Here is a 20,657-nt window from a genome sequence, read left to right on the forward strand (position 1 = left end):
ACTTACCTCCGCGAGCGCGATACCCACTACATCGCCCAGGCCAAGGCCAACCATCCCGGCCTGTTCGACAGAGTCCGCCGCCTGCCATGGCGTGAGATCAGGCCCGACCACCACGACCGTACGCGGGCCCATCACCGCCTGGAGATCCGGCGGCTGAAGGCCACCGCCTTCGCCCACCTCGGCTAACCAGATGCCCGCCAGGCCCTGCAAGTCGTGCGCTGGAGGAAGGACTTCACCAGCGGCAAGCTCACCATCGAGCGCGTCTACCTGATCACCAGCCTGCCGCCCGGCGCGGTCACCGACGCCCAGCTCGCCGACTGGATCAGAGGGCACTGGAAGATCGAAAATCTTCTGCACCACGTCCGCGACCGCACGTTCCGCGAGGACGACTCCAAGATCCATGTCGGCCATCTCCCGCGCAGCATGGCCGGCCTGCGCAACCTCGCCATCGGCGTCCACCGTCAGGACGGCCACACCAACATCGCCGCCGCTCTACGTCACACCGCCCGCGACTGGCGAAGGCCCCTGGCCGCCCTCGGACTCACCGGATGAAACCGGACAGACCTCGATCATGCAAGGGACCCTGGGGCCGAAACGCCGAGCCGTCCGCGAGCGTTTTGGACTCCCAGACCGTCAAGACCTCCGCCAACGTGCACCTCGCGGGCCAGGGCACCGACGCAGGAAAACGGATCATCGGACGCAAACGCCACCTGGGTGGCTGCGTAGGTGAGATCGGGTTCTGGTCCAACTTCTGTGGAGCTCTCACGCTCTGTAACCTGCCGGGACTGGATGGCCCTTCGTGACTCGTTGACAGACCTGTTTGGGATCATGCCCACATGGACTTCGACCTCGCCCCACCGAGCGGCGTTGGGCCGTTGCGGATCGGTATGACTCGGCACGCGGCCAACACGGCGCTGGACTCGCTCCGCGATCTCTCTGCGGTCTCGGAGTCTGATCGGCCGGGCCAGCACGTCTTCCGTCCCAGCGGGCTGATGATCAGCATCCACTGCATGCGAGACATGCTTGAAGCCATCGAGTTGGGAAGGCCGTCGTCCCAGACGGACCGAGTGTTGTTTCAGGGTGTGGACGTGTTCGCGCTTCCGGCCCGCGAGGTTGTCCAGCGCATGGGCGAGTTCACCTCGATTGAGGAAGATCCTGACGACGATGCTTCATTCATTGCCCCGGACTTGCTGCTGAGCTTCTGGCGTCCATTCGCAGCCGACGATGAGCCCGAGGAAGAGCAGGGCTACCACTTCAGCTCGGTCCTGCTGGCACGGCCTGGCTACTACGACACCCCTGCTCAGGCTGCGGAGCGACTCCAGCAGAGCTCGTGACGGGCCCGTCAGGACGCCAGCAGGACTCGTTTTCGCAAGAGGCCGAAGCCGGCCCGGCCGTACATCTGGCGCTTGATCATTTTGATCCGGTTGACGTGGCCTTCGACGACGCCGGAGCTCCACGGCAGTGTGAGGCCGGCGGTGACGGCTACGAGATCGCGTTCGAGGCCGTTGACGAAGGTGTGGAGGCTGGGCAGGTCGTCGGCGCGGACCACCTTGATCCATTGCGGGAGCTGGTCGCCCTGGAGCTGGGTGAGCATCTTCCCGAACGCGCGGACATGCCCCGTGAGGGCATCCAGTTCGGGGCAGCCGGCGAGGACGGCTTTGAGCTTCAGGCGCTCGCTCTCCGGCAGGGTATCGGGGTGGGTCAGGATCCAGCTGGTGACCGTGCGTGGGGACGGCGGCGGGCTGCTGGTGCGGTCGGGGTTGTGCGGAACGGCTGGAGGTAGGCACGGACGGCTCCGTAGCCGCCGGTGTAGCCGTGAGCCTTGATCTCTTCCCAGAGGGTCCAGGCGTTCGTGCAGCCTTCGGCCCATCGCTCGTGCAGGTAGGGCTTGAAGTCGTCGAGCTTGGTCAGGCGGTTCTGCCACTGCCCCTGGAACAGGTCTTCCGGCCTGGCGGCGTCGGCCAGTCGTTGGACGGTTCGGTAGGTCATGCCGAGCTGGCGCTGGATCGAGCGTCGGCTGTGGCCGGCAATCAGCAGCGCGTGGACGGTGGCGTGCTTGGCCCGGGTGCGATCGGCGAAACGGTGCCCGGTCGGCCATGGCGACCCGCTCTCGGCCGGGGCCGGCGCCTTCTCCGGCACCGACTCTACGAAGGCCGCACGGAGGCACGGGCGGTGGCGGGAGACACACCGCTCGGCCGCTTCGCCGAGGTTGCGCCACAGGTGGAACCGGTCGGCGACCTGGACCGCAGTGGGCACCCCGATCCTGGCCCCCTCGGCGAAGAACGGAGCACGGTCACGGCAGACGACCTCGATCCCCGGGCGTTCGGCCAGCCAGGCCGCGACAGTGCCCGCCTCACGATCCGGCAGCAGATCAATCGGCCTGCGAGTCTCGACGTCGACCAGCACAGTCCCGTAGACGCGGCCCTTTCGCATCGCGTACTCGTCGACGCCGACCACTCGCGGGACCTGTGGCTGGGGTTCCGGGAGGGCGTCGACCAGCCGCAGGACCGTATTCCGGCTGATCCTCGCCCCGAAGACGTCGGCCAGCCTGGCACCGGCACGGCCGGCCAATGCGAGGCCGACCTCGGCCAGGACTGACCGCATGCGTTCGGTCCGCTGGCTGTATCGCCGGGTCAGGCCCGCGACCTGCTCGACGAACGTCCGCCGCACACAGGAGACGTCCTCGCACGTGAAGCGCCGGACACGAAGCCGCAGCACCACCCGCCGTCCCGCCACGGGGAGGTCAGCTGGAAACCGCAGGTAGGAGCCGTGCACCCGCCCCGACCAGCTCCCACAACCCGGGCACCGAGCCCCAGCCGTCCGGCATCTGACACCGACCCGAATCACCTCGCCATCGTCCTGCACCGACTCCACCCTGATCCCCGGATCCGCCAGGAAGAGTAGCTCTTCCAGCCGGAGCAGTACCTCGCGCACAGCCCAGAACCATCAGCCCGAACGTTGTCGGCACCAGCAGTTTCCAGACGATCTCGCGAGATCTACCAGCAAGATCAACAGTCACAAGGAGTAGGAACACCACAGAAGTTGGACCAGAACCGTAACCCACCAACAAAGCCAGGACGATGACAGTTGCCACACGGCACCCCCTTCAAGCTGCAGAGGCGGAGAGGGAATTGAAGGTGCCCTCGACGAGGTTCTCCGCCGTCGGTAGACCCGGGTCCATCCACAGCGCATGCCCATGGGCCCCGCGCCCCAGAAGCGCGGTCGCGGCCGGGCTGAGGACGACCTGCACAGTGGCCGTGGTGGTGTCGACGGTGATGTAGCCCTGGGCGCTGCTGACGGTGGTGACCTTGATCAGCGGCGGCGTGGTGGTGTCGGCCGCGGTGGGGCAGACGACGAACTCGAAGGCCTTGCCGCTGATGTTCATGGGGCCGCCGTTGTCGTCGCGCAGCTCGAAGGTCACGGCCCACTGCGACCCGGATACCGCCCAGGTGGTCCACCGCATGGGGAGTCCGGCCACGGGCACCTCCCCGGTTCAGGGGTTCTAGAGCCTGGCAAGCCGACCAGACCGCTTCCATGTCCTGACAGGCCCTGGGCTCCGGAGCGTTGAGAAGAATGTGTGCCGGGGTCGAGCCTCACACGCCCAGTGGTGCGCCGTCACGCGCTGCTTGATGGGGGTGTCGGACCGAGCCGATCCTGGCGTAGCCCGTTCTTGCTCCGATGAGAGGGACGCGTGTGGCGGACAAGATATTTCAGCGAACGGACGACTCAGGCAAGGTCACCATCGCGGTGTTCCGGCGGCAGGCATCAGCCCCGGCGGCTCACTTCCATGACTTTCAGGTCGACGTCGATCCCGACATGGTGGCGATCGGCGGTGGGGCGACAGGTGTGGATGCTCCGCAAGGAGCGCTCCTGACGGCCTCCTACCCGGACAGCAACCGGTCGGCATGGCTGGTGTCCTCCAAGGACCACCTCGTCCCGGAACCCCACCGGCTGGTGGGATTCTCCATCGGGATGAGGATCGCCGGTGTGAGCCGGCGGGACCTCTTGAGGCAGCATCTGCAGTTCACCCAGGTCACGAGCGGCGGCGCGCAGCACCCCACCGCTTCCGGAGGACCGTCCGAGGGCTTTGCCCTGATCAGTGGAGGGTTTCGGGTCAACTGGCGACCTGGGGCGGGGAACCTGGCCACAGCGTCGTTCCCCGAGTTTGATGAACAGTGGACGGCCCGGTCCAAGGACCACATCGAGCCGGCACCCTGCACCATTGATGTCTTCTCCGTCGGGCTCAGGGCCCATATCCCTGGAGCGGGAAGGGTTGAACGCCGGGCGAGCAGCAGCATCGGCGGTCCAGCCGCCCATCCATCCGCCACGGCGACGCTGCACGGCGCCTTCGCCTTGACCGGGATCGGCGCGGAGGCGCGTTGGGGGGAACCCGGTTCGCTGCTGTGGCAGATCGAGCCGTTCAACCAGGGTGTGACGGCATCGGCCAAGGACCATGTGAAGCCGTCTCCCGCCATGATCAAAGCGTGGGCCATCGGAATCCGAATGACCTGAGCCAGTCCTGCGAACAGGGGCGCTCAGCTACGGTCTTCGACAGCTGATCAAGCGGCGGTGTAGTGCCGCCGCGCTCGCTGACGCGTGGCCTGCTCGGCCTTCACCACGTCGATGGCGCGGTACTTGGGGACCTTGCATCGTGGGGAGTTCGCCCGGACGAGGTGACCGCGGTGTGCCCAGCTCCTAATGACCTCGCGAGTGACGCCAGCTGCCTCGGCTGCCTGCGCGGTCGTCCACAGCGTTGTCTGGAGGTCACCGTCGAGATCCACCATTCTCGCCTCCCACGAACGCGAAAACCCCGGGCTCATGAGTCCGGGGTGGTCGTCAGCGGGCACACATGTACCTGGCGATCACGTTACGCGTAACGCCGTTGAACGGCCAGGCAGCGTAGGAGGCGGCGAGCGTGGCGGTGTGCGCGGCGTACTCGGCCGGGGTCAGGAGCAGGCCGCAGGTGACATTGCGGCATTCGATGTAGTCGTCACCGTCCGCGCGGAACAGCCCCAGCAGATCGCAGCGCGGGCAGGGCGCGGCATAGCGCTCCACTCCGGTGTCCCGGCGGGTGAAGTGGATCGCGGCGGTGTGCCAGGAGTGGATCTGCGCGGCGGGGTTGGCGGAAAGTCGGTCGTGCACCTCTGCGGCGGCGGGGCGCTCGGTCAGAGCCCAGTCGAGGTGTGCGGAGAGGAACCGTACCGCGGAGGCGATGGCGGCTCCCTCAGCAGTCGGCCGGCGGCGCTGGAGCCGGCGCAGGTCGCGGATGTCGTCCTCGAGGGTGAGCATGGCGCCGACGATGTGATCGGTGACGAGCCGGGCGGCCTCGCCGGGCCATGGGGGCGAGGCGACGAACGGCCGATCGTGCCCACTTTGGGCCCGAGGGGGAACTTCTCGGGTGTCTGCTCGCTGATCCATTCCCAGTACGGAATAGTGACGTTCGGCGTGCGCGGCGGGTCGGCCGATTGGAGCAGCTTTTCGCAGTAGTGCAGATGGGCCCGATGCCAGGGCAGGAAGAGATCGCTGCCGTGCTCGCAGGCGATGCGCGGGGATCCCGCGGAACCGTTGTGCAGAGCCGCCTGGAACGCGTACCCGGTCGGATCGTTCTCGTCCACCTCGGAACGTTGCCGGAGCACGTCGAGTGCGTGGATGTAGCCGTCCAGTTCCGCGTCGGTGAGGGAGTTGATGTGGTGGTGGCCGACGCCAACGGTCTGCGGCTGGCCGTGGCGCATGATGGCCTCCTGGGTTCCAGTACATGAAACGGCCAGATCCCCGCCCTCTCCAGCCTCGGCCGCGGCCCTCTGGATGCCCCCTCCCATACGACAGCGCGCAGGTTGCCTTGGGGCGGCCGATCGGCAGCGTCACTGCCACTCGATGGTGTCAGCGGGCCCGGCCGCCCGGCCGGTCTCCCGACATCTGCCGTCCCGCCTTCCGATGCTGACTGGGCCGGGGAACCCGTCCCGGGCCGAGCACCGTCGGAGTGTAGTCATGGCAGCACCGGTCTTGACAGACCACAGCATCCCGTGGACGTCGACCATCCCCGCGAACAAGAACGAGCCCGCCACGCTCTTCGTGAGGGAGCGCAACGGCACCAAGCCGAACAAACCACGCGAGCCCGTCCTGATGCTGCACGGCCGCAGTGTGCCGGCCCTGGCGGGCTTCGACCTCCAGCACGGCAAGTACGGCTGGGCCGAATTCCTGGCCGACGCGGGCTATGACGTGTTCGTCATGGACCTCCAGGGATCCGGCCGGTCCACGCGCCCGAAAATGGACGACCCGCGCAACGTGAACCCTGCCCAGAAGTACCTCCTGCAGGACCACCCGGGCGGTGCATCGGGCCCTGTGCAATACACGTCCCAGCTGGACAATTCCCAGAGCAACTGGGACGAGGTGCACAAGGTCGTCACCTACATCAAGGACCTCACAGGCGCCTCCAAGCTCGACCTCATCGGCTGGTCGGCCGCCGCGCAACAGCTCGGTCCCTATGCCATCCAGCACAAGGAGAACGTCAAGAGCCTGCTCTTGCTCGCGCCGATCTTTCCGCCGAACGGCAGACAGAGCAAACCCGGGACGCGCTGGGATCCGCCCTTGCCGATGCCCGTGAGCGTACCCGCCGCCGTCTTCGGCTTTCCCATGACCCTCGGCACCAAGGCCGGTTTCACCGCCGCGTGGGACAGAGACGTGAAGTGCCACAAACAGCGGGAGGAGGGGATGGTCGACGTGGCGTGGAAGGCGATCATGGAGAACGACGCAATCGGCGCCACATGGGGCCCTGAGGCGGAGGGGGCGCCCGGGGTGCCCGAGGGCGTCATGCGGGTCAAGAATCCGTACTGGTGGGGCTGGAACTCCACCACCGTGCCGCTGGACGGCATCCTCGGCTCCGACGTCCCCGTGCTCATCATCTACGGAGACCTCGACTCCACGGTCAACACGCCGGCCGACCTCGGCCTGCTGCACTTCTCGGTGCCTGCGCTCTACGACGCCATCCCCGGCGCACAGAAGCTGATGTTCCGCATCGCCTGCGCAGGCCACCAGATCCCCTGGGAGCGCCGGGCCCAGACAGTGCACAAGATGTCCCGGCAGTGGCTCAAGGACAACACCGTGGAAGACCTCGCGAAAGGCAGCTACTTCCTGGACGAGGACGGCGTCATCACTCCGATGGACTGATGGACGAACATCCCGCCAGGCGGGACTGGAGGCCTCCGATAGACCGCCTGGGCCTTGTGCAGATGGGACCGCACCCAGGCTATGGCCGACGGAGTCGGCCATAGCCTCCTCGTCGGTCTTTGTTGTCGGCGACAACCTGCACCCGCGCGGTTTCCATGCCGAGGGCTGAGAGCCTGCCGGATGGGACCGAATCCCGGTTCGCCCGGAAGGCTCAGCACGGATGGCCCGGGGCTCTCCGCGACCGTACGTTCGTCAGGGATCAGCGTGCCCGGGCCAGTGCCGCACCGGTCCGCCTCCTAGTACCAGCTCAGGAGAGGTGACCACTCGTCGCCGCGATCCGAACCGGGGTCCTTGACCACCGCGACCATCTGTGCGTGGCGGCCGAGTTCGACCACCGGTACTCCCTCAGACCCCCGTCGGCCGCCATGGGCGGCACGGCGGCCGACTACGCCACCAACCGCGCTGCGCTCAACGACGCACTCGGGCCGGGGCGACTGGACGGGGCGACGGCTGCCGATCCGGACAAGTGGGGCGCCCACGGCCGCGATATCGACCAACTGGCAGGTTTCAACGTTTGACGCGGCTCCGAATACCGACGACGGCCAGGCCCAGCAGAACGGGTTCGGAGAGGCGAGATGCCATCTCGACGTAGGTTCCGGTGGTCGTCAGGTCCTGCCCGGAGGACCGGAAGATCACTGAGTTCAGCACGACACGCAGGGACTTGTCGAACCGTTCTGTCGACAGGCGCGTTGGATAGGACCCATTGGGATTCACCGGATCGGGGGTCTCAGTGGTCATTGTCATGATGCGTCCGGTGAGGGTGCCAGTGTGGGCCGACTTGATATCACTCTGCGGCAGACCCCACAGCATCATCGCCAGCACGGTGGTCATCATGGCCAGGAGCAACCATCCGAAGGCGCGGGAAGCACGCATGCCGTAGCCGGAGAGTAACCAGTAGACGGTGAGCAGGCTCCGTTCGCCCCAGGGTATGTCATCGGCATGGCGTCGCATTTCCATTTCGCCGTAGTAGAAGTCTGCCGCACCAGGTTCATGCTTGCCGTCCTCGAAGGCCTTGCGCAGCTGTCGGTACACCGGTGCCAGCGCGGTCGGCATCAGCACTTCTTCCCCTTCGGGAGCTGGTGACCAGCCCTCTGCGCCGACGCGCCGGGCGGCACGCCAGTAGTGTTCCTCGGCCATCGTCCGGCGTGGCGTCCAGCGCACTGGCCACATTCCCCGCCGACGCAGCCCGGAGGGTGTGGCGGCCAAGCGGTATCTCCCTTCCAGCCGCAGCTGGTCAAGGTGGATGGTGCCGGCAAACCGGCACTCGCTGAGGTCGATGTCACTGAGTACCAAGTGCGCCGCGTCCACCCCTCGCAGCGACATGACCCGTACCTGGCGAACGGGCAGGTTCGGTTCGGCCAGCTGGAAACCATTCCGCTCAGTGAAGGGCCGCGAGGCGGAGGCGAGAGTTACCGGGTGTTCCAGGACCGCGTCACTCAGGTCAACGGCGGCATGACGCAATCGCAGCACGGCAGTGGAGACCCACTGCGTCCGTCGACAACGTACCGACGCTGCTGCCGCCTCGATGGTGACCGGGGATCCAAACACAGCCTCCGACAGATCGAGCATTCCCGTGCACCGCAGAGGCCCTACTACCACAGCGCGCTCGAACACCGCTCTCCGGAACCAGGCGTCGCCGCTGAAACCGGCTCCATTGAAGTGGATGTTGCCACTGAAGATCGCCCCGTCGAAGTGAACTTCGCCCCTGAATTCTGTTTCGTCGAAATGAGCGTCGCCGCTGAACTCGACCCCGTCGAATCGAACGTCATCGCTGAACTCGGCTCGGTCGAACAGAGCGTGGCCGAGACGTGGCGGGCCTGCAGGAACCGTGAGAGCGCCCAGCAGGTCGGTGAGCAGTTGTTCCGTAAAGGGAGTACCGCGGTGATCGATGTCGGCACCGGAAGACAGGGTGGAGAAGTAGTCGCTCCGTTCACCCTCACTCACATGGGCCAAGCAGGCAATACGTCCGGGGAGGCGTCTGCCACGACACCCGACCGAATCGGTCGCGATCCCGGCTTCGTGGCCGCAGGACGGCCACCCGTGCGGACTCGAGGACGTCATGCTCGAAGAGACGTTCCATCACCCCGAGAAGTTGCTGCTCTGGGTCTGTTGAGCAGCAACGGGCAGCCCGAGCAGGGATCCTGCTCACCGACGCGACAAGCCGGACATGGTGGTGGGGGTGGACCAGGACGGCAGGGCCTGGCTCACGGGGACGCGGGCATACACAGGCGACGCCCACCCTTCGGTACGCCGTGGGGTCCAGCCCGGGGCCGTCGGGACGAGCACGGCGCTGCGGCAGCCGCTGAACCCCACGACATCAACCACCACCGCGTCCACCGGGCCCGGGGTGTGGATTTACGGCCGACAAGGAAGAGCGCGCCCATGAGTGCGGTCGACGATGACCCGGGGCAGAAAATGGCAGTGCCGGACTTACATATGCCACGGTCCACAACTCGCACTTCGCAAGATCCAGGCTCTTCTACCGATCAATTCTGTACCGGGCCACCAGGATTGTCGTATTCGCAAGATAATAGAAGGCGCCCAGCCAGACCCACTGCTGCCAAGCAACAATGCCGAGAATCACCACTAGGAGCGCATTGGCAACGTTGATACGCAAGCGGTGCCAGCGTAGCAGCTGCCCTTTGAGCACGCGGGAATAGTCCGACATGATTACCCAGTCGTCGCTAAAGAAAGTGAACACCCAGGCGATGATTGCTGTCCATGCAGTGCGCACTCCTTGCGCGTAGAGCACCCACATGACAAACAGCGCCGCAGTGAAGATCGCAGACTGGCAAAGGTCGCGCAGCTGCCGGTCCTCCTCGCTGAGACGAGCGGGGATATCAAGCGGTGATTCGATCTTGGATTCGTGAAGCTTCTTCTTGGATCCCAGCTCAGCCAGCCAGCGCAGATAGGATACCGAATTCCGCAGAACAAACACCACAAAGATCACGGAGGCTGCGCGCAGGGCGAGAATCCCGCTGTTCCATTGCCGTCTGATCTCGTCGCTGTCCATGGAATCGAGCTGAAGAAGCGGGTTGATCGTAGCGAACAGCAAGCAGAAGACTGCCACGCCCACGGTGGTGGCCAGTGCCAGGCCGGTAAGTTCAAGGTTCCGGCTATGTTGGGCCTGAAGTGGTGCTTCGCGATAAGAGGAGCGACGCCATGGAATCCTAAGGGCAAACAACAAAGGGGCACTGATCGTCTTGCCGATGAAGCCACGGGGGTTCGTTACATGACCCAGCGCAAAACCGTACTCGCACCATGCAACAGCAGCTCCAACGGTAGAAGTTGCCACGCCCGTCTGGGATGAGTACACAAACATACCTCCAGAGAGATGACTGGTCGACGCTGTCGATGCATGAACACAGTGGCGCGTCCGACCTTGCAATCGGTACTGCATACAGAGGCTAACGATCTCGTGCACCGTTGGCCGTGGCGCGCCCATTCTCTGATTGTTGTGTCGGTCGCGGTGGGGATCAGGACGCGCGCGGCGGTCACTAAAGATCTTTTCGTACCTCCCTAACTATGCTGGGGCGATACGGGCGTTGTGGAATTCGGGGCTGAGATCAGCCGGCGAGGGCGAGGTTGCGCATGTGGGCGAAGCTGCTGGCGGCCCACCAGACACCGTTGCCCTTGAGCCTGCAGTCACGGAGGGTCCTCCCGTTCTTCATATGGGCGAAGACGTGCTCGACGCGTGCCCGCAACCGGCGGTTCGATGTGTTGTGTTCCTCTTTCCACCGCAGCACCGTTCCCGCCCGGCCTGACGGCGGTGCGGGATGGGCAGTCCGGTGCCCCGGTAGCCGCCGTCGGCGTCGGGCGGTCGCGTCCCCGCAGGCTGTCTTGGTGCCGGATTCGGCGAAAAGACTGCAATCACACTGCGTGGCCCTCTCTGTGGCGAAGCCGCCCAGCCACCGTGCACCGACATCCCAGCCAGCAACGGCCATCGTCCCCTTCCTCCTTCCGCAGCGATCCCACATCCGAACGGATCAACCCCGGTCAGCACCCTACGGTTTGACCACAAAGGCTGATCCCAGGCAGCAGGGTCAGGAGTGTCCAGAGGGTGAGGTTGGCAGGGATCAGGACGCGCGGGAGGTTGCGGCGGGCCAGCCAGACCCAGGGCGTTCATCCAGTGGAACGTGGCATGCCGGGCCGGGTTGGTGGCCGGATGGTGGACGGTGACGCCTGGCATGCAGTAACCGGTATAGCCGTGGTCCCAGCATCGCCAGGCGAGGTCAATGCCTTCTTGGAAGAGGAAGGCAGGGTACCCACCGGCGCATGGTGACGCCGGTGTCCGGGTCGGCGATGCGCGGCTGTACGTACGCGATGTTCGGGTCCTGTTGCAGGCGGGTGGCGAGGCGGCCTGGCGCCTGGTGGACGCACTGAGAGACGGACATGATCTGCGGCCCTTCCGGTGCCGTCCCAGCGCATAGCCGTCATGCGGAGCTCAGCGAGACGCGGGACGAGGTGGAGGCAGGCTGATGTACCTCCGGGCGGCCAGGCTCGAGGCGAGTGCGCTCCGCGCAGGGCAGGTATGCCGCGCAGCACATCGCTGCCGCCCAGCCCTGCCGGACTGAGCATCCTGCCCTATACCGCCGTCGCGTCCCCGGCCAGCGTCGCCCGCGGACTTTGGGCGGGCTCCACAGGCTGCACCGATGGCAAGGCCTGGCGGTGCTGTGCAGCCTCGGCCGCGGTGCAGAAAGAGGAGAAGGTGAACGCGCGCGGGGACGGCCCGTGCGCCCGCAGGTCCGCCAGCCGTTCCAGAGCCTCGCCGACGGTCGGGAGGTGACCGGCGGGGACCCACCAGAGCACCAGGTGCGCCTCGACGTGCCGTTCGAACCATTCGCGGCGCCGCCGCATCACCTCCAGGTGCCCGCTGCGGTAGGTGAAGTCCCACAGGGCCTCGCGGGTCTCCCACACTGACAGGTTGACGATGACGTCCTCGCCCGCCGGGCGCAGGCCGGTTGCGTCAGCCGCCCCCTCCTCCGCGAGCCGCCACACGAATCCGGGCGCTTTGTCGGCGGATGCGTTGACCGGGTTGAGCATCTCGACGAACGGCGCCATGCGCGGGTCGTCGAAGGGGTGTCGGAGTGTGGCGACGTTGAGCTCGGCGAGGTGAACAGCATGCGCGGATGCGGTCATGGCTTCATCCCAGCACGGCCCGCTTTTCTAAGTCAATCACCATCGTTTTTAGAAGTCTCGACCACCACGCAGCACTCCCCCGGCCGGGCGTCCATGCGAGCGCGGACGGGACCGTCAGCGCCGAGCAACCCCTCCAGCAGCGCGAGATTCATGCCGCAGACCAGCGGTGGGAAGCGTTCGGCAACAGCGCGAAAGGGGCAGTTGCGCATACGGATAACGCGCTCGGGAGCCCTGGCCGCCCCCTCGGCACCTTCGGCATCCCGGGCACCCCGGGCATCCCCGGCGCCTTCCAGGTACGGTTCGTAGCCGCGGACAGCCAGCGTCTCCTTGGCCTCCTCAAAGCCCCCGCAGGGCGCCGCCGAGCCGCGCAGGGCCTCACCCCGGCGGCGCGCTGCCATGCAGAGCCCGGCGTCAAGGCCGGCCTGCTCGGCGGCCTCGGCGAGCAACTCATGCAGCGGTGCGGTAATCGCGGGCCGGCAGCGACACCGCCCGCTCCGCCCGGACCCGCGCGTACAGCTTGGCGGGACGGCCCACCCGGACCCGAACGGCCCGTCAAACGACGACTACCAATCTCCAGCAGACCGGCCCCGGCCAGCCTGTCCAGAACGCACTCTGCCGATGTGCAGCCGAGCCCGTGACCAGACCCTGCTCGCAGCCGAAACCCGCAGGTTCTTCCACTGAGACCGATGGTAACCCCACGTGGTCCGCGGCTACTTCGGCGGCCCCTACGTCCGCTACACCCTCGAATAGAACGCCAGCCGTTACGGATCAATAAGGGCTGTACCGCACTTTCCGCTCGGTTGTCAGCGGAAGCATCGGGCGCATCATCTCTACAGCCGGACAGCGGTACCCCTCCCCCGGCGGTGGCAACGGCGGCGCGCGCTCACCAGGACTTCGAGTCCGTGCCGCTGGCTCAGCGCGCGTCATATCCAGACCCGGTATCGGTCACGGGCGTAGGTGCGAATTCGGCGCCGAGTACGAGCGGTTTGGCATAGCAGCGACTGAGCTCGTCGAAGCGGTAGGGGCCGAATCCGGCGCAGGGCAGATACCCGCTGGAGGTGTAGAGGGAGACGGCCTCCGGCAACTTGATGCCCGTCTCCAGGACCATCCGGGTACGGCCCGCGGCGCGGGCGTTGTCTTCGAGGGCCGCCAGCATCATCCGGGCGAGGCCACGTCCGCGTAGCTGGGGGATGACGTACATCCGCTTGATTTCCGCATCGCCGTCTGCGTAACCCTCCTCGTTGGCGTCCTGGCCGCGCCAGCCACCGCTGGCGGCCGGGGCGCCGCGATCGTCGTAGACGATCAGGTACAGGCCCCTGGGTGGCTGGAACATGGCCGGGGTGAGCGGCGTGATATCGCCGTTGTCCCCGTAGCGTTCGGCGTACTCGCGCTGCACCTGCCCGTTCAGCTTGACGGCGTCAGGGTGATCAAAACAGACCCGGCGGATTTTCATGCCCTCAATGGTATTGATATGCGGACAGTCCTCGGGGGGCTTCGGGGAGCCACTCACCCGCATGAGGGTCTGAGCGCCGCTGGGCGGGCGGGCAATGCTGGACCACCGGACCGACTGGTCCTACGGTTCCCGGGCGTCCGGACCACCGTTCAAACCGTACGAAGTGCCATCACAGAGGGTCACATACGCCGCGCGAAAGAGTCGCTTGGCCATCCCGATACGTTTATACATGGCGACGGCCGGCAGATTGTCGGCGTCCACGATGAGTGCCGCGCGGCCGTACTGGCGCACCAGCTCCGTTACGACGAACCCGCACACCGCACGGGCCAGCCCCCGGCCTCGCACCTCCGGCGCGGCGACCACACCAGCCACAAAACCGCATCCCGTCCCTGACCACGCATCCGCCGCCACCGCAAGCAGTCCGGTCCCATCGGCCACCCCGGCCCACCGGGCCGCCCCATCCTTCATTCCCGGCCGCGCGTACGAACGCGGGAAGCAGCGGTCGAACAACAGCGCCGCTTCCCGTTCCAGGCTCTCGTCCAGCCAGCGCACACCGTCCTGGCACACTCCAGTCGGGGAGCGGGTCTCCGCCCAGTAGAACTCGTCCACCATGCTGAGGGACGGGATCTGCTCGGCGAGCCGGGCGATCAGCAGAGCATCACCGAATGGACGGTACGCAGGGCCAACCGCCTCAAGCACGCGCCGGATCAACCGAACGGCATCGCGGGAGTCACCGGCGACCGCGATCCGGTCCCGTCCGGAGACGCCCGGACTCGCCACAGCCACAGCTCCTCCACAACGCCATGCCTGTACCCCGGCACCCAACCCGCAGCCCCTGTGCCTTTGCGCTGCCCAGGCCACATGCCCCTCGCCGGCCACCACTGCCTCAATGTCTGTCAGCTCCGTCAGCTCCTCCATGCGCAGACCTCCCTGTCTGCCCCTGCCAGAAGGCAAGGTTGCGTTGGATGACTCAAGAAGCTCGGTGGTAACAATGTCTAGATGCTCAGGGTGTGTTCCGAGAAGTCGGCGCCCTGACGAGCTTGTGCACGGCTGGCCGTGGCGCGTCCGTTCCTTGATCGTTGTGCCGGCCGTGGTGGAGGTCATGACGCGTGCGGCGATCGCTCAAAATCAGCGGATCACAGGGCTGTCGTGGACGGTGGTCACTGAATTCGTCGCCGAGGTCGGTCCGTTGTGGCAGGAGCGCCACCAGGCCCAGCTCGCTTCCCGGGACCGGAAGCGAGCTGCCGGGGCCGGGGCTCGGCACAAGCTGGTCTTCGTCGACCGGCTGCCGGCCACTCTCGCCCATCTGCGGCACGGCACGACGCAGGAAGTACTGGCCTGCTGGTTCGGCGTGGACCGCTCCGTCTGCGCGCGGGGGCGGCACTGCGGCATCTCCCAGACAGGACGCTATCCTTCCCCTGCTGCGCTCAGCCCTCGATCCGGCCTCCCGTATGCCGGGAAGCCATAAGCTTGTCCTACCTTCCAAGCGTGGGTCTCAGGCGGTCATTCGTAGACTGGCTGGCCGCGGTTGAGCAGGACCGTGATGGCCAGGGCGGCTCCGCCGTCGGCCAGATCGATACCCCAGGTCACCTCGTCGCCCAGAGCGAGTACGTCGGCGAGAAGATGGAGCAGTTCGGGCGATCGGTGCACCCTGGTCGCAGCGCATGATCAGACGAAGGCCGCCTCAGCGTCCGGAGAATGCCCAGGTCAGCGGCATAGTTCGAGGTACATTTCGGCACCGGATGTCCCGTGGCACGGGCGCTGGACGAATCGCCACCGGAGTTCGACTGGGAAGGGCCGGTAAGGTAGTGCTCTTCGGGCTGCTCGGCTCCGGAGTCCTAGAGGCGACTGCCAATGAATCTCCGCCCCCTGGCTGCTGGTTCCGATGCTGCGATACACAACGTGTGGCGGCTTCCCGTTGCTGACGCGATGCGGGGGCACCGAGCCCTTTGGTGGAGCGTCGGTCCCGCCGGGGAGCTTGCTGTCCTGTTGGTCCACCGGCGATACCTTGATCACTCCCGCTACATCAAGGGGTGGATCGGGTGGGGGCCGCGAGTCCCGTTCACGGGTGAGCTGGTCACCGTCACGGGACAGGAGGAGCGGCGCATCCTGGTGAAGGACATTCGGATTCGGCCCAGTCACTTGGCCCTGCTTCCGGATTCTCGATTCCTGCTGGTGAGCGGGCGTACGTTCCGCAACGAGACCGAGGGGACCTGGGCGTCCAACGCTGTGGTGTTCTCCCCGTCCGGGACACCTGAGGCCGAGTTCTGCGTCGGTGATGACGTTCCCGCCTTGGTCACCGACGTCCACGGAGGCATCTGGACGGCTTACGGCGATGAGGGCATCTACGGCGGCCACCCCGAGTCGGGAGCGGGCCTCGCGGGCTGGGACACCCAGGGCCGGAACTCCTGGGCTCCGAAGGGCCGGCTGCCCGACCACCCGCTGGAAGGCTGCACCGCCGCAACCGAGAACGAACAGGTATGGCTCGTCTGGTACTCCGGCAGCGGCAGAGGCGGCACCTTCCTGACACGGATCACTCCGTCCACCGGCGAGGTTGCCAGCTACCCCAGCCCCGTCCCCGCCCCGGACGGATTCGCGGTCCGCGGCAACAGGGCAGTACTCACCCGCCGCGACCACAACAAGCGGTCCGTTGAACTCATACGGGCCGAGCTCAACGGCACCACCTGGGCAGTCACCAGCCGCCGTCGGCTACGGCTGCCCGGTCGAGTCGTCATGCACTGCGGCCAAGGCCGCGACGGTTCCCTCTGGCTCCGCGCAGGCAACACCTGGCTGCGCATAGAAGCATGAACACCCCGGGCAACATCTCGGGCGATCCAACTGCGGGACCGTCACAGAACACCGGAGGTTAAAAGACAAGCTCAGAACCTGCTGCTGAAGCCGACATGCCAAGAGCAGAGGTGCTGGACCGTGGGGTGGTGAACGTGGCCGCCGGACGGCCTGGCAACTTCGTCCGCCCACCGATGGAGAGCATGCCGGGGCAGGCGCTCGCGAAGGCGGACACCCAATCCGGGGTGGGCACCACGGGCGCTGCACGCGATGCTGAACCGGATGAGGGCGCCGCCGCGGGGCCGCTCTTCAGCGGTCTGTCGGGCTTGGCGCCGGTACTGCCGGCAGTTTCGGCGCCTTGGGGCGAGCGAACTCACGCATGGGCGAGTAGCTGCCTTACAAAGCCTGCATCTGCGCCTTGCGTTGCGCCAAGGACATTTCCTTGGGCGGCTTGGCAGGTCCTTCGATGTACGAGTTGGCGCCGTCGTCCTGGTCACCCAGGCCACCGGCGCCTTCCCTCGCTTGACGCACGTGCGGACGGACCAAGGATCCAAGCGCCCCAGTCGTCCCCTGAAGACGAGTCACTCGGTCTTCAGGCCCATCGCTGCACGCCCGGAGAGCACATGGCGGCGCACGACGGTCTTGGCACGGTCGTAGACGATCATGATCGCCACCCCGCCGATGTGGGCGCGCCCGCCGGTGGCAGTCGACAGTAGGTCTGCAGGTCCTGGCCAGTGGTGAAGGAGCAGAACGGATCGCGCGAGTACGACAGCGTCATGCGGGCTCGGGCGAGATCGCAGAAGGCGAATGGCTCAGCAATCTCGGTTGAGATCGGCCCAGCTATCAGAGACATTGCGTCGTTTGGGGGCATGACGGAGACCCGAGTCGACTTCTGCTTGGGCCCCGCCGGCCCCTTCGCCTGGATCACCGCGCAGTTACTGAACAGGAGCCACCCGTGGCCAACACTTGGCAGACCACCCCCGACGCTCGTGTCGAGGATCGAAGCAGGCAGGACCATCCAGATCACCCTGCGGCCTTCGACGACGCGGTGATACGCCAGGCGCGCAACTCCGCCGCGCTCTGGGCCGCAACCGGGAAATCCCGTGGCCACGAGGTGATCCGCCGACGCAGCTTCCTCGCGGTGCTCGGCAGCAAGCGCGCCGGGACACGCATCTTGCTGCAGGAACCCGACCTCGACGCGCACGAGCTCGCCGAGCTGACCGAGCTGGCCGGCCGGTCGACCGGACCGGTGGATGCTGAGGATCCGTTCAGTTCCACCGACCTGAGTCACCTGGGCATGCGCAACTGGCAGATGCCGATCATGATGCGCCCGCCTGGCCCTGTCCCCGCCCCCGCGATGGAGGTGATCCGAGTCCAGCGGACGCACGAGCTGCAGACTGCCGAGCAGATCGTGATCGAGGGCTTCGAGCTGACCAGATTCACCCCCTACCGTCCCGGCGAGATGTTCCCCACGACACTGACCGAGCAGCCAGGCGTGGACGTCTTCCTCGCCGTCCTCGACGGCGAGGCGGTCGGAGCCGGTGTCACCGTCGTCCACGACGGGTTCGGCAGCCACTACTGGGTCGGCACGCCGTCGGCGCACCGCTCCCGCGGCGCCGGGCGGGCCGTCATGCTCGGCTCGCTCGCGCCCATGGCGAACCTTCCGGTGACCCTCACCGCCTCACGGCTCGGACGGCCCCTGTATGAGTCGCTGGGCTTCACCGCCGTCACCTCGTCGACCTGGTGGTCCTCACAATGACCACCACCGGGGCGTGACGTAGCGCCCCCGGCCGGCCCAGACACCACTTGCTGAGAGGCGTTACACCAACTAACAGGTCTCTATACGCCGAAGGCCCGGACCAAGTGGTCCGGGCCTTTCACCGTGTCTCGCGACGGTGGTCACCGCACGCTCTTGAGCCGTCGCCGAAACACCCTGACCGTCTCAGAAGTGACCGTCGGGTGGTCGGTTCAGGAGCTGGCGGAAGAAGTCAGTGACCATCGGCCGTGCGCGCTCACTTTCGCGCAGTTCGTCGTGGCCGAAGCGGAAACTTCGTACCCTCGGAACTTCAGGTCGCGGTCACCAGCCATGGTCGCGGCGTACTTCGCGCCGGCTGGCTCGGCTCCGCCGTTGCGTGTGAAGTGCTGCATGCCGTCGACTTCCAGCACAACGCGCTTGCTCTCCTGGTCAGCCGGAAGACCGCAGTCGACCCGGACCACCCGCGGTCACCTTCGTACTTCTCCGCGGAGTCCTCCCCCGCCGGCTGACGCTGGGCGATCTGCGCCAGGACCACATCCTCAACGAAGCGGCCGAAAGCGCCGACCCGCTCCGGCTGATGCGCGTGTTCGGCATCACCGAGCAGACCACCATGCGCAACGTCGTCACCGCCCACCCCGAGCGGACCGCCAAGCTGCCGCGGTAGCTGCGAACGAAACCGGCACGGTCAGTCGGCGACAGCTGGCTGCGGCACGACGGCAGGGACGTCACGCGCAGGGGCTCTACGTGGTTGGGGGCCTGGTCGAGGAGTTCGGCGACGTGGTTGTCGTAGAGCGCGTAGACGGCCGACCGGCCGTGGCGTTCGCCGGTGACCAGTCCGAGGTTGCGCAGCAGGCGCAGCCGGCGGGAGCAGGAGGAGGCTTCCATGCCGACGGCTTCGGCGAGATCGCTCACCGAGCAGGGGCCTCCCTCCCCGGGCACCCGGGGAGGGAGGCCCAGCGCCTATGGGGTGATGACCACCTGGTACGCCTCGCCTTGGAGGATGCGCTCGGACTGAACCTGACGGCCCAGGGACCGCCCCGCGTTCTGGTTCTCGCCTGAGGGGACATGGCCCCTGATGCAGGGCGCGACCGGTTCGTCACGTACGACATCCACCCGCCATGTGCCGCCGCCCACGTAGCGGGGGATGATCTCCGAGCACATGGAGCCGATCGTGCCGCCCTGGCGGGTCCTGGCGAAGGGGAACTCGTCACATTCATCGTCCACGACGGTGGGGTCGGCTACGAAGGGCTTCGGGGGAGCCTTGCAGGTGTAGTAACGCCTGCTGTCCGCCCGCTTTTCGTCGCCGTCACGCGTGAGCGGCCTTTTTGCGGCGCCCATGGCGTTGTTGTCGCTCAGGTTGTTCTGCGCCCATTCGTAGGCCACCGCGGCGGCCCCGTACTGGGACTTGCTGAGGGTCACCCTGGCCAGGTCCTCGGTGACGATGCAGCCGGGGGTATTGCCGACCTGCCCGTCACAGGCCACCGAGGGGCCCGCCCACTGCCCATAGCTGATGACGGGGTAGTCCGCGTCGGGGCTCTCCGTCTGGCTCTGGTAGGCGATCATGCTGCGCGAGCGCTCGCCGCCGCCCCGGGTAGTGGTCTCGTAGGAGAGGTGTCCGGTCTGGTTCTCCTCGCCCGCGCGCAGCTCGATGGCCCCGCCGCCCCAGGCGGGCGGCCCCGGTATGCACGAGGTGCACGACGACGACAGAGCGAGTCTCACAGCGGAGACGTTGGTGTACACCCCGGCGAAGACGGCGATGTTCTCCTGCCACTTCACGCTGTTGGGGTCCGGCGCGGACCGGGCCGTGACCAGGAGTTCGGCGGTGCCGATCGTGCCGCCCGCGCGGTTCTCAAGCGTGTACAGGATGCCGTGCCGCGCGCAGTAGGCGTGGCGGTTGGAGACGACATCCTGCTGTTTCTTGGAGGCGCACAGCGCCTCCGGGCTGTCCCCGGGGTCGCCGCCGCCATGCCGGGGGGCGGCGGCGACCCCGGGGACAGCGGCGGTGCGGGCGCGGATTCGGGCGAGATCCCCGGCGGTGACGGGCCGCTCCTTCATGCAGGTCCACGCGGCGCCCTGGCGTGCGAGCTTGGAGCCGGGGGTAGTGGCCGTGCAGGTGCCGTGGCCCTCGGGGGCCGCCCGGCCGGCCGACAGCGGTGCGGCGGCGGCCGGTGAGACGCCCAGGGCGAGGAGAACTGCGGTCAGGGCGAGCGAGACTGTCGCCGCGAGCAGCCGTATGACGTGTTTCAAAGGGTGATCCCCCTGTTCGGTGGCGTACGGGCCCGTGAGGGATGGAAC

Annotated in this window: 21 protein-coding genes and 6 pseudogenes; 11 read left to right on the forward strand and 16 right to left on the reverse strand. The window is 66.9% G+C overall.

The window, feature by feature from the left end; all coding sequences use genetic code 11:
• The 4 genes and pseudogenes from IE295_RS33845 to IE295_RS28645 all read left to right on the forward strand — a co-directional run.
• Positions 1-186: pseudogene (locus tag IE295_RS33845) on the forward strand (ISAs1 family transposase); the annotation flags it as partial.
• Positions 187-213: 27 nt separating this feature from the next.
• Positions 214-552 carry a hypothetical protein gene (locus IE295_RS33850; RefSeq protein ID WP_224323463.1) on the forward strand — a complete coding sequence of 113 codons (339 nt, stop codon included), beginning with the start codon at positions 214-216 and terminating at the stop codon, positions 550-552.
• 35 nt (positions 553-587) lie between these two features.
• A pseudogene (locus IE295_RS33855) lies at positions 588-707 on the forward strand (IS5 family transposase); the annotation flags it as partial.
• A gap of 129 nt (positions 708-836) precedes the next feature.
• Positions 837-1,334: a hypothetical protein gene (locus IE295_RS28645; RefSeq protein WP_190066686.1), complete on the forward strand. Its 498-nt coding sequence runs from the start codon at positions 837-839 to the stop codon at positions 1,332-1,334.
• Between the two features lie 8 nt (positions 1,335-1,342).
• On the opposite strand, the pseudogene IE295_RS28650 reads toward IE295_RS28645, so the two are convergent.
• Positions 1,343-2,934, reverse strand: a pseudogene (locus tag IE295_RS28650) (ISL3 family transposase).
• 172 nt (positions 2,935-3,106) lie between these two features.
• Entirely contained in the window at positions 3,107-3,478 is a 372-nt protein-coding gene (locus tag IE295_RS28655) for a hypothetical protein (protein WP_190066687.1), read from the reverse strand.
• 215 nt (positions 3,479-3,693) lie between these two features.
• Here IE295_RS28655 and IE295_RS28660 point away from each other — a divergent pair, with 215 nt between their 5' ends.
• A complete protein-coding gene (locus IE295_RS28660) occupies positions 3,694-4,512 on the forward strand; it encodes a hypothetical protein (protein WP_190066688.1) in 819 nt (272 codons plus the stop codon).
• Between the two features lie 47 nt (positions 4,513-4,559).
• Here the strand turns inward: IE295_RS28660 and IE295_RS28665 are convergent, their stop codons facing one another.
• The 3 genes and pseudogenes from IE295_RS28665 to IE295_RS34540 all read right to left on the reverse strand — a co-directional run.
• Complete coding sequence (locus IE295_RS28665; RefSeq protein WP_190066689.1) at positions 4,560-4,784, reverse strand: hypothetical protein; 225 nt, start codon at positions 4,782-4,784, stop codon at positions 4,560-4,562.
• A 52-nt stretch (positions 4,785-4,836) separates the two neighbouring features.
• On the reverse strand, positions 4,837-5,418 hold the full coding sequence (locus IE295_RS33865; RefSeq protein WP_229923010.1) for a hypothetical protein: 582 nt from the start codon (positions 5,416-5,418) through the stop codon (positions 4,837-4,839).
• 26 nt (positions 5,419-5,444) lie between these two features.
• Positions 5,445-5,543, reverse strand: a pseudogene (locus tag IE295_RS34540) (tyrosinase family protein); the annotation flags it as partial.
• Between IE295_RS34540 and IE295_RS33870 the strand changes: the two are divergent.
• From IE295_RS33870 to IE295_RS28680, 3 genes are all read left to right on the forward strand, one after another.
• Positions 5,502-5,759 carry a hypothetical protein gene (locus IE295_RS33870; protein WP_229923011.1) on the forward strand — a complete coding sequence of 86 codons (258 nt, stop codon included), beginning with the start codon at positions 5,502-5,504 and terminating at the stop codon, positions 5,757-5,759. The pseudogene IE295_RS34540 and the gene IE295_RS33870 overlap by 42 nt on opposite strands.
• A 229-nt stretch (positions 5,760-5,988) precedes the next feature.
• Positions 5,989-7,167, forward strand: a complete 1,179-nt coding sequence (locus IE295_RS28675) for an alpha/beta fold hydrolase (RefSeq protein WP_190066691.1) — start codon at positions 5,989-5,991, stop codon at positions 7,165-7,167.
• Between the two features lie 374 nt (positions 7,168-7,541).
• A complete protein-coding gene (locus IE295_RS28680; protein WP_190066692.1) occupies positions 7,542-7,745 on the forward strand; it encodes a hypothetical protein in 204 nt (67 codons plus the stop codon).
• Here the strand turns inward: IE295_RS28680 and IE295_RS28685 are convergent.
• From IE295_RS28685 to IE295_RS28715, 7 genes are all read right to left on the reverse strand, one after another.
• On the reverse strand, positions 7,735-9,171 hold the full coding sequence (locus tag IE295_RS28685) for a pentapeptide repeat-containing protein (protein WP_372479478.1): 1,437 nt from the start codon (positions 9,169-9,171) through the stop codon (positions 7,735-7,737). The two genes, IE295_RS28680 and IE295_RS28685, sit on opposite strands and share 11 nt — an antisense overlap.
• A gap of 535 nt (positions 9,172-9,706) precedes the next feature.
• A complete protein-coding gene (locus IE295_RS28690; RefSeq protein WP_190066694.1) occupies positions 9,707-10,522 on the reverse strand; it encodes a hypothetical protein in 816 nt (271 codons plus the stop codon).
• A gap of 271 nt (positions 10,523-10,793) precedes the next feature.
• Positions 10,794-10,931 (reverse strand): hypothetical protein, encoded by a 138-nt coding sequence (locus IE295_RS34545; RefSeq protein WP_372479476.1) that lies wholly within the window; start codon positions 10,929-10,931, stop codon positions 10,794-10,796.
• An 880-nt stretch (positions 10,932-11,811) separates the two neighbouring features.
• Complete coding sequence (locus IE295_RS28700; protein WP_190066695.1) at positions 11,812-12,366, reverse strand: DUF3291 domain-containing protein; 555 nt, start codon at positions 12,364-12,366, stop codon at positions 11,812-11,814.
• A gap of 32 nt (positions 12,367-12,398) precedes the next feature.
• Positions 12,399-12,812: a helix-turn-helix domain-containing protein gene (locus tag IE295_RS28705; RefSeq protein ID WP_373314195.1), complete on the reverse strand. Its 414-nt coding sequence runs from the start codon at positions 12,810-12,812 to the stop codon at positions 12,399-12,401.
• Between the two features lie 467 nt (positions 12,813-13,279).
• On the reverse strand, positions 13,280-13,819 hold the full coding sequence (locus IE295_RS28710) for a GNAT family N-acetyltransferase (protein WP_190066696.1): 540 nt from the start codon (positions 13,817-13,819) through the stop codon (positions 13,280-13,282).
• 120 nt (positions 13,820-13,939) lie between these two features.
• Positions 13,940-14,737, reverse strand: a complete 798-nt coding sequence (locus IE295_RS28715; protein ID WP_190066697.1) for a GNAT family N-acetyltransferase — start codon at positions 14,735-14,737, stop codon at positions 13,940-13,942.
• A gap of 172 nt (positions 14,738-14,909) precedes the next feature.
• Here IE295_RS28715 and IE295_RS28720 point away from each other — a divergent pair, with 172 nt between their 5' ends.
• Positions 14,910-15,287 (forward strand): helix-turn-helix domain-containing protein, encoded by a 378-nt coding sequence (locus IE295_RS28720; protein ID WP_229923012.1) that lies wholly within the window; start codon positions 14,910-14,912, stop codon positions 15,285-15,287.
• Between the two features lie 50 nt (positions 15,288-15,337).
• On the opposite strand, the pseudogene IE295_RS33880 reads toward IE295_RS28720, so the two are convergent.
• Positions 15,338-15,457, reverse strand: a pseudogene (locus IE295_RS33880) (IS110 family transposase); the annotation flags it as partial.
• Between the two features lie 537 nt (positions 15,458-15,994).
• Here IE295_RS33880 and IE295_RS28725 point away from each other — a divergent pair.
• The gene (locus IE295_RS28725; RefSeq protein WP_224323452.1) at positions 15,995-16,627 is read left to right on the forward strand and encodes a hypothetical protein; all 633 of its coding nucleotides are present in this window, start codon (positions 15,995-15,997) and stop codon (positions 16,625-16,627) included.
• A gap of 934 nt (positions 16,628-17,561) precedes the next feature.
• Positions 17,562-18,365: a GNAT family N-acetyltransferase gene (locus tag IE295_RS28735; RefSeq protein ID WP_224323451.1), complete on the forward strand. Its 804-nt coding sequence runs from the start codon at positions 17,562-17,564 to the stop codon at positions 18,363-18,365.
• Positions 18,366-18,574: 209 nt separating this feature from the next.
• Here IE295_RS28735 and IE295_RS28740 read toward each other — a convergent pair whose 3' ends face one another.
• The 3 genes and pseudogenes from IE295_RS28740 to IE295_RS28750 all read right to left on the reverse strand — a co-directional run bounded on the left by IE295_RS28740 (position 18,575) and on the right by IE295_RS28750 (position 20,609).
• The gene (locus IE295_RS28740) at positions 18,575-18,772 is read right to left on the reverse strand and encodes a hypothetical protein (RefSeq protein WP_190066698.1); all 198 of its coding nucleotides are present in this window, start codon (positions 18,770-18,772) and stop codon (positions 18,575-18,577) included.
• 316 nt (positions 18,773-19,088) lie between these two features.
• Positions 19,089-19,286: pseudogene (locus IE295_RS28745) on the reverse strand (ArsR family transcriptional regulator); the annotation flags it as partial.
• A 36-nt stretch (positions 19,287-19,322) separates the two neighbouring features.
• On the reverse strand, positions 19,323-20,609 hold the full coding sequence (locus tag IE295_RS28750; RefSeq protein WP_190066699.1) for a NucA/NucB deoxyribonuclease domain-containing protein: 1,287 nt from the start codon (positions 20,607-20,609) through the stop codon (positions 19,323-19,325).
• Between the last annotated feature and the right edge of the window lie 48 nt (positions 20,610-20,657).

It is taken from the genome of Streptomyces griseocarneus (assembly GCF_014655595.1).
GTDB lineage: Bacteria > Actinomycetota > Actinomycetes > Streptomycetales > Streptomycetaceae > Streptomyces > Streptomyces griseocarneus.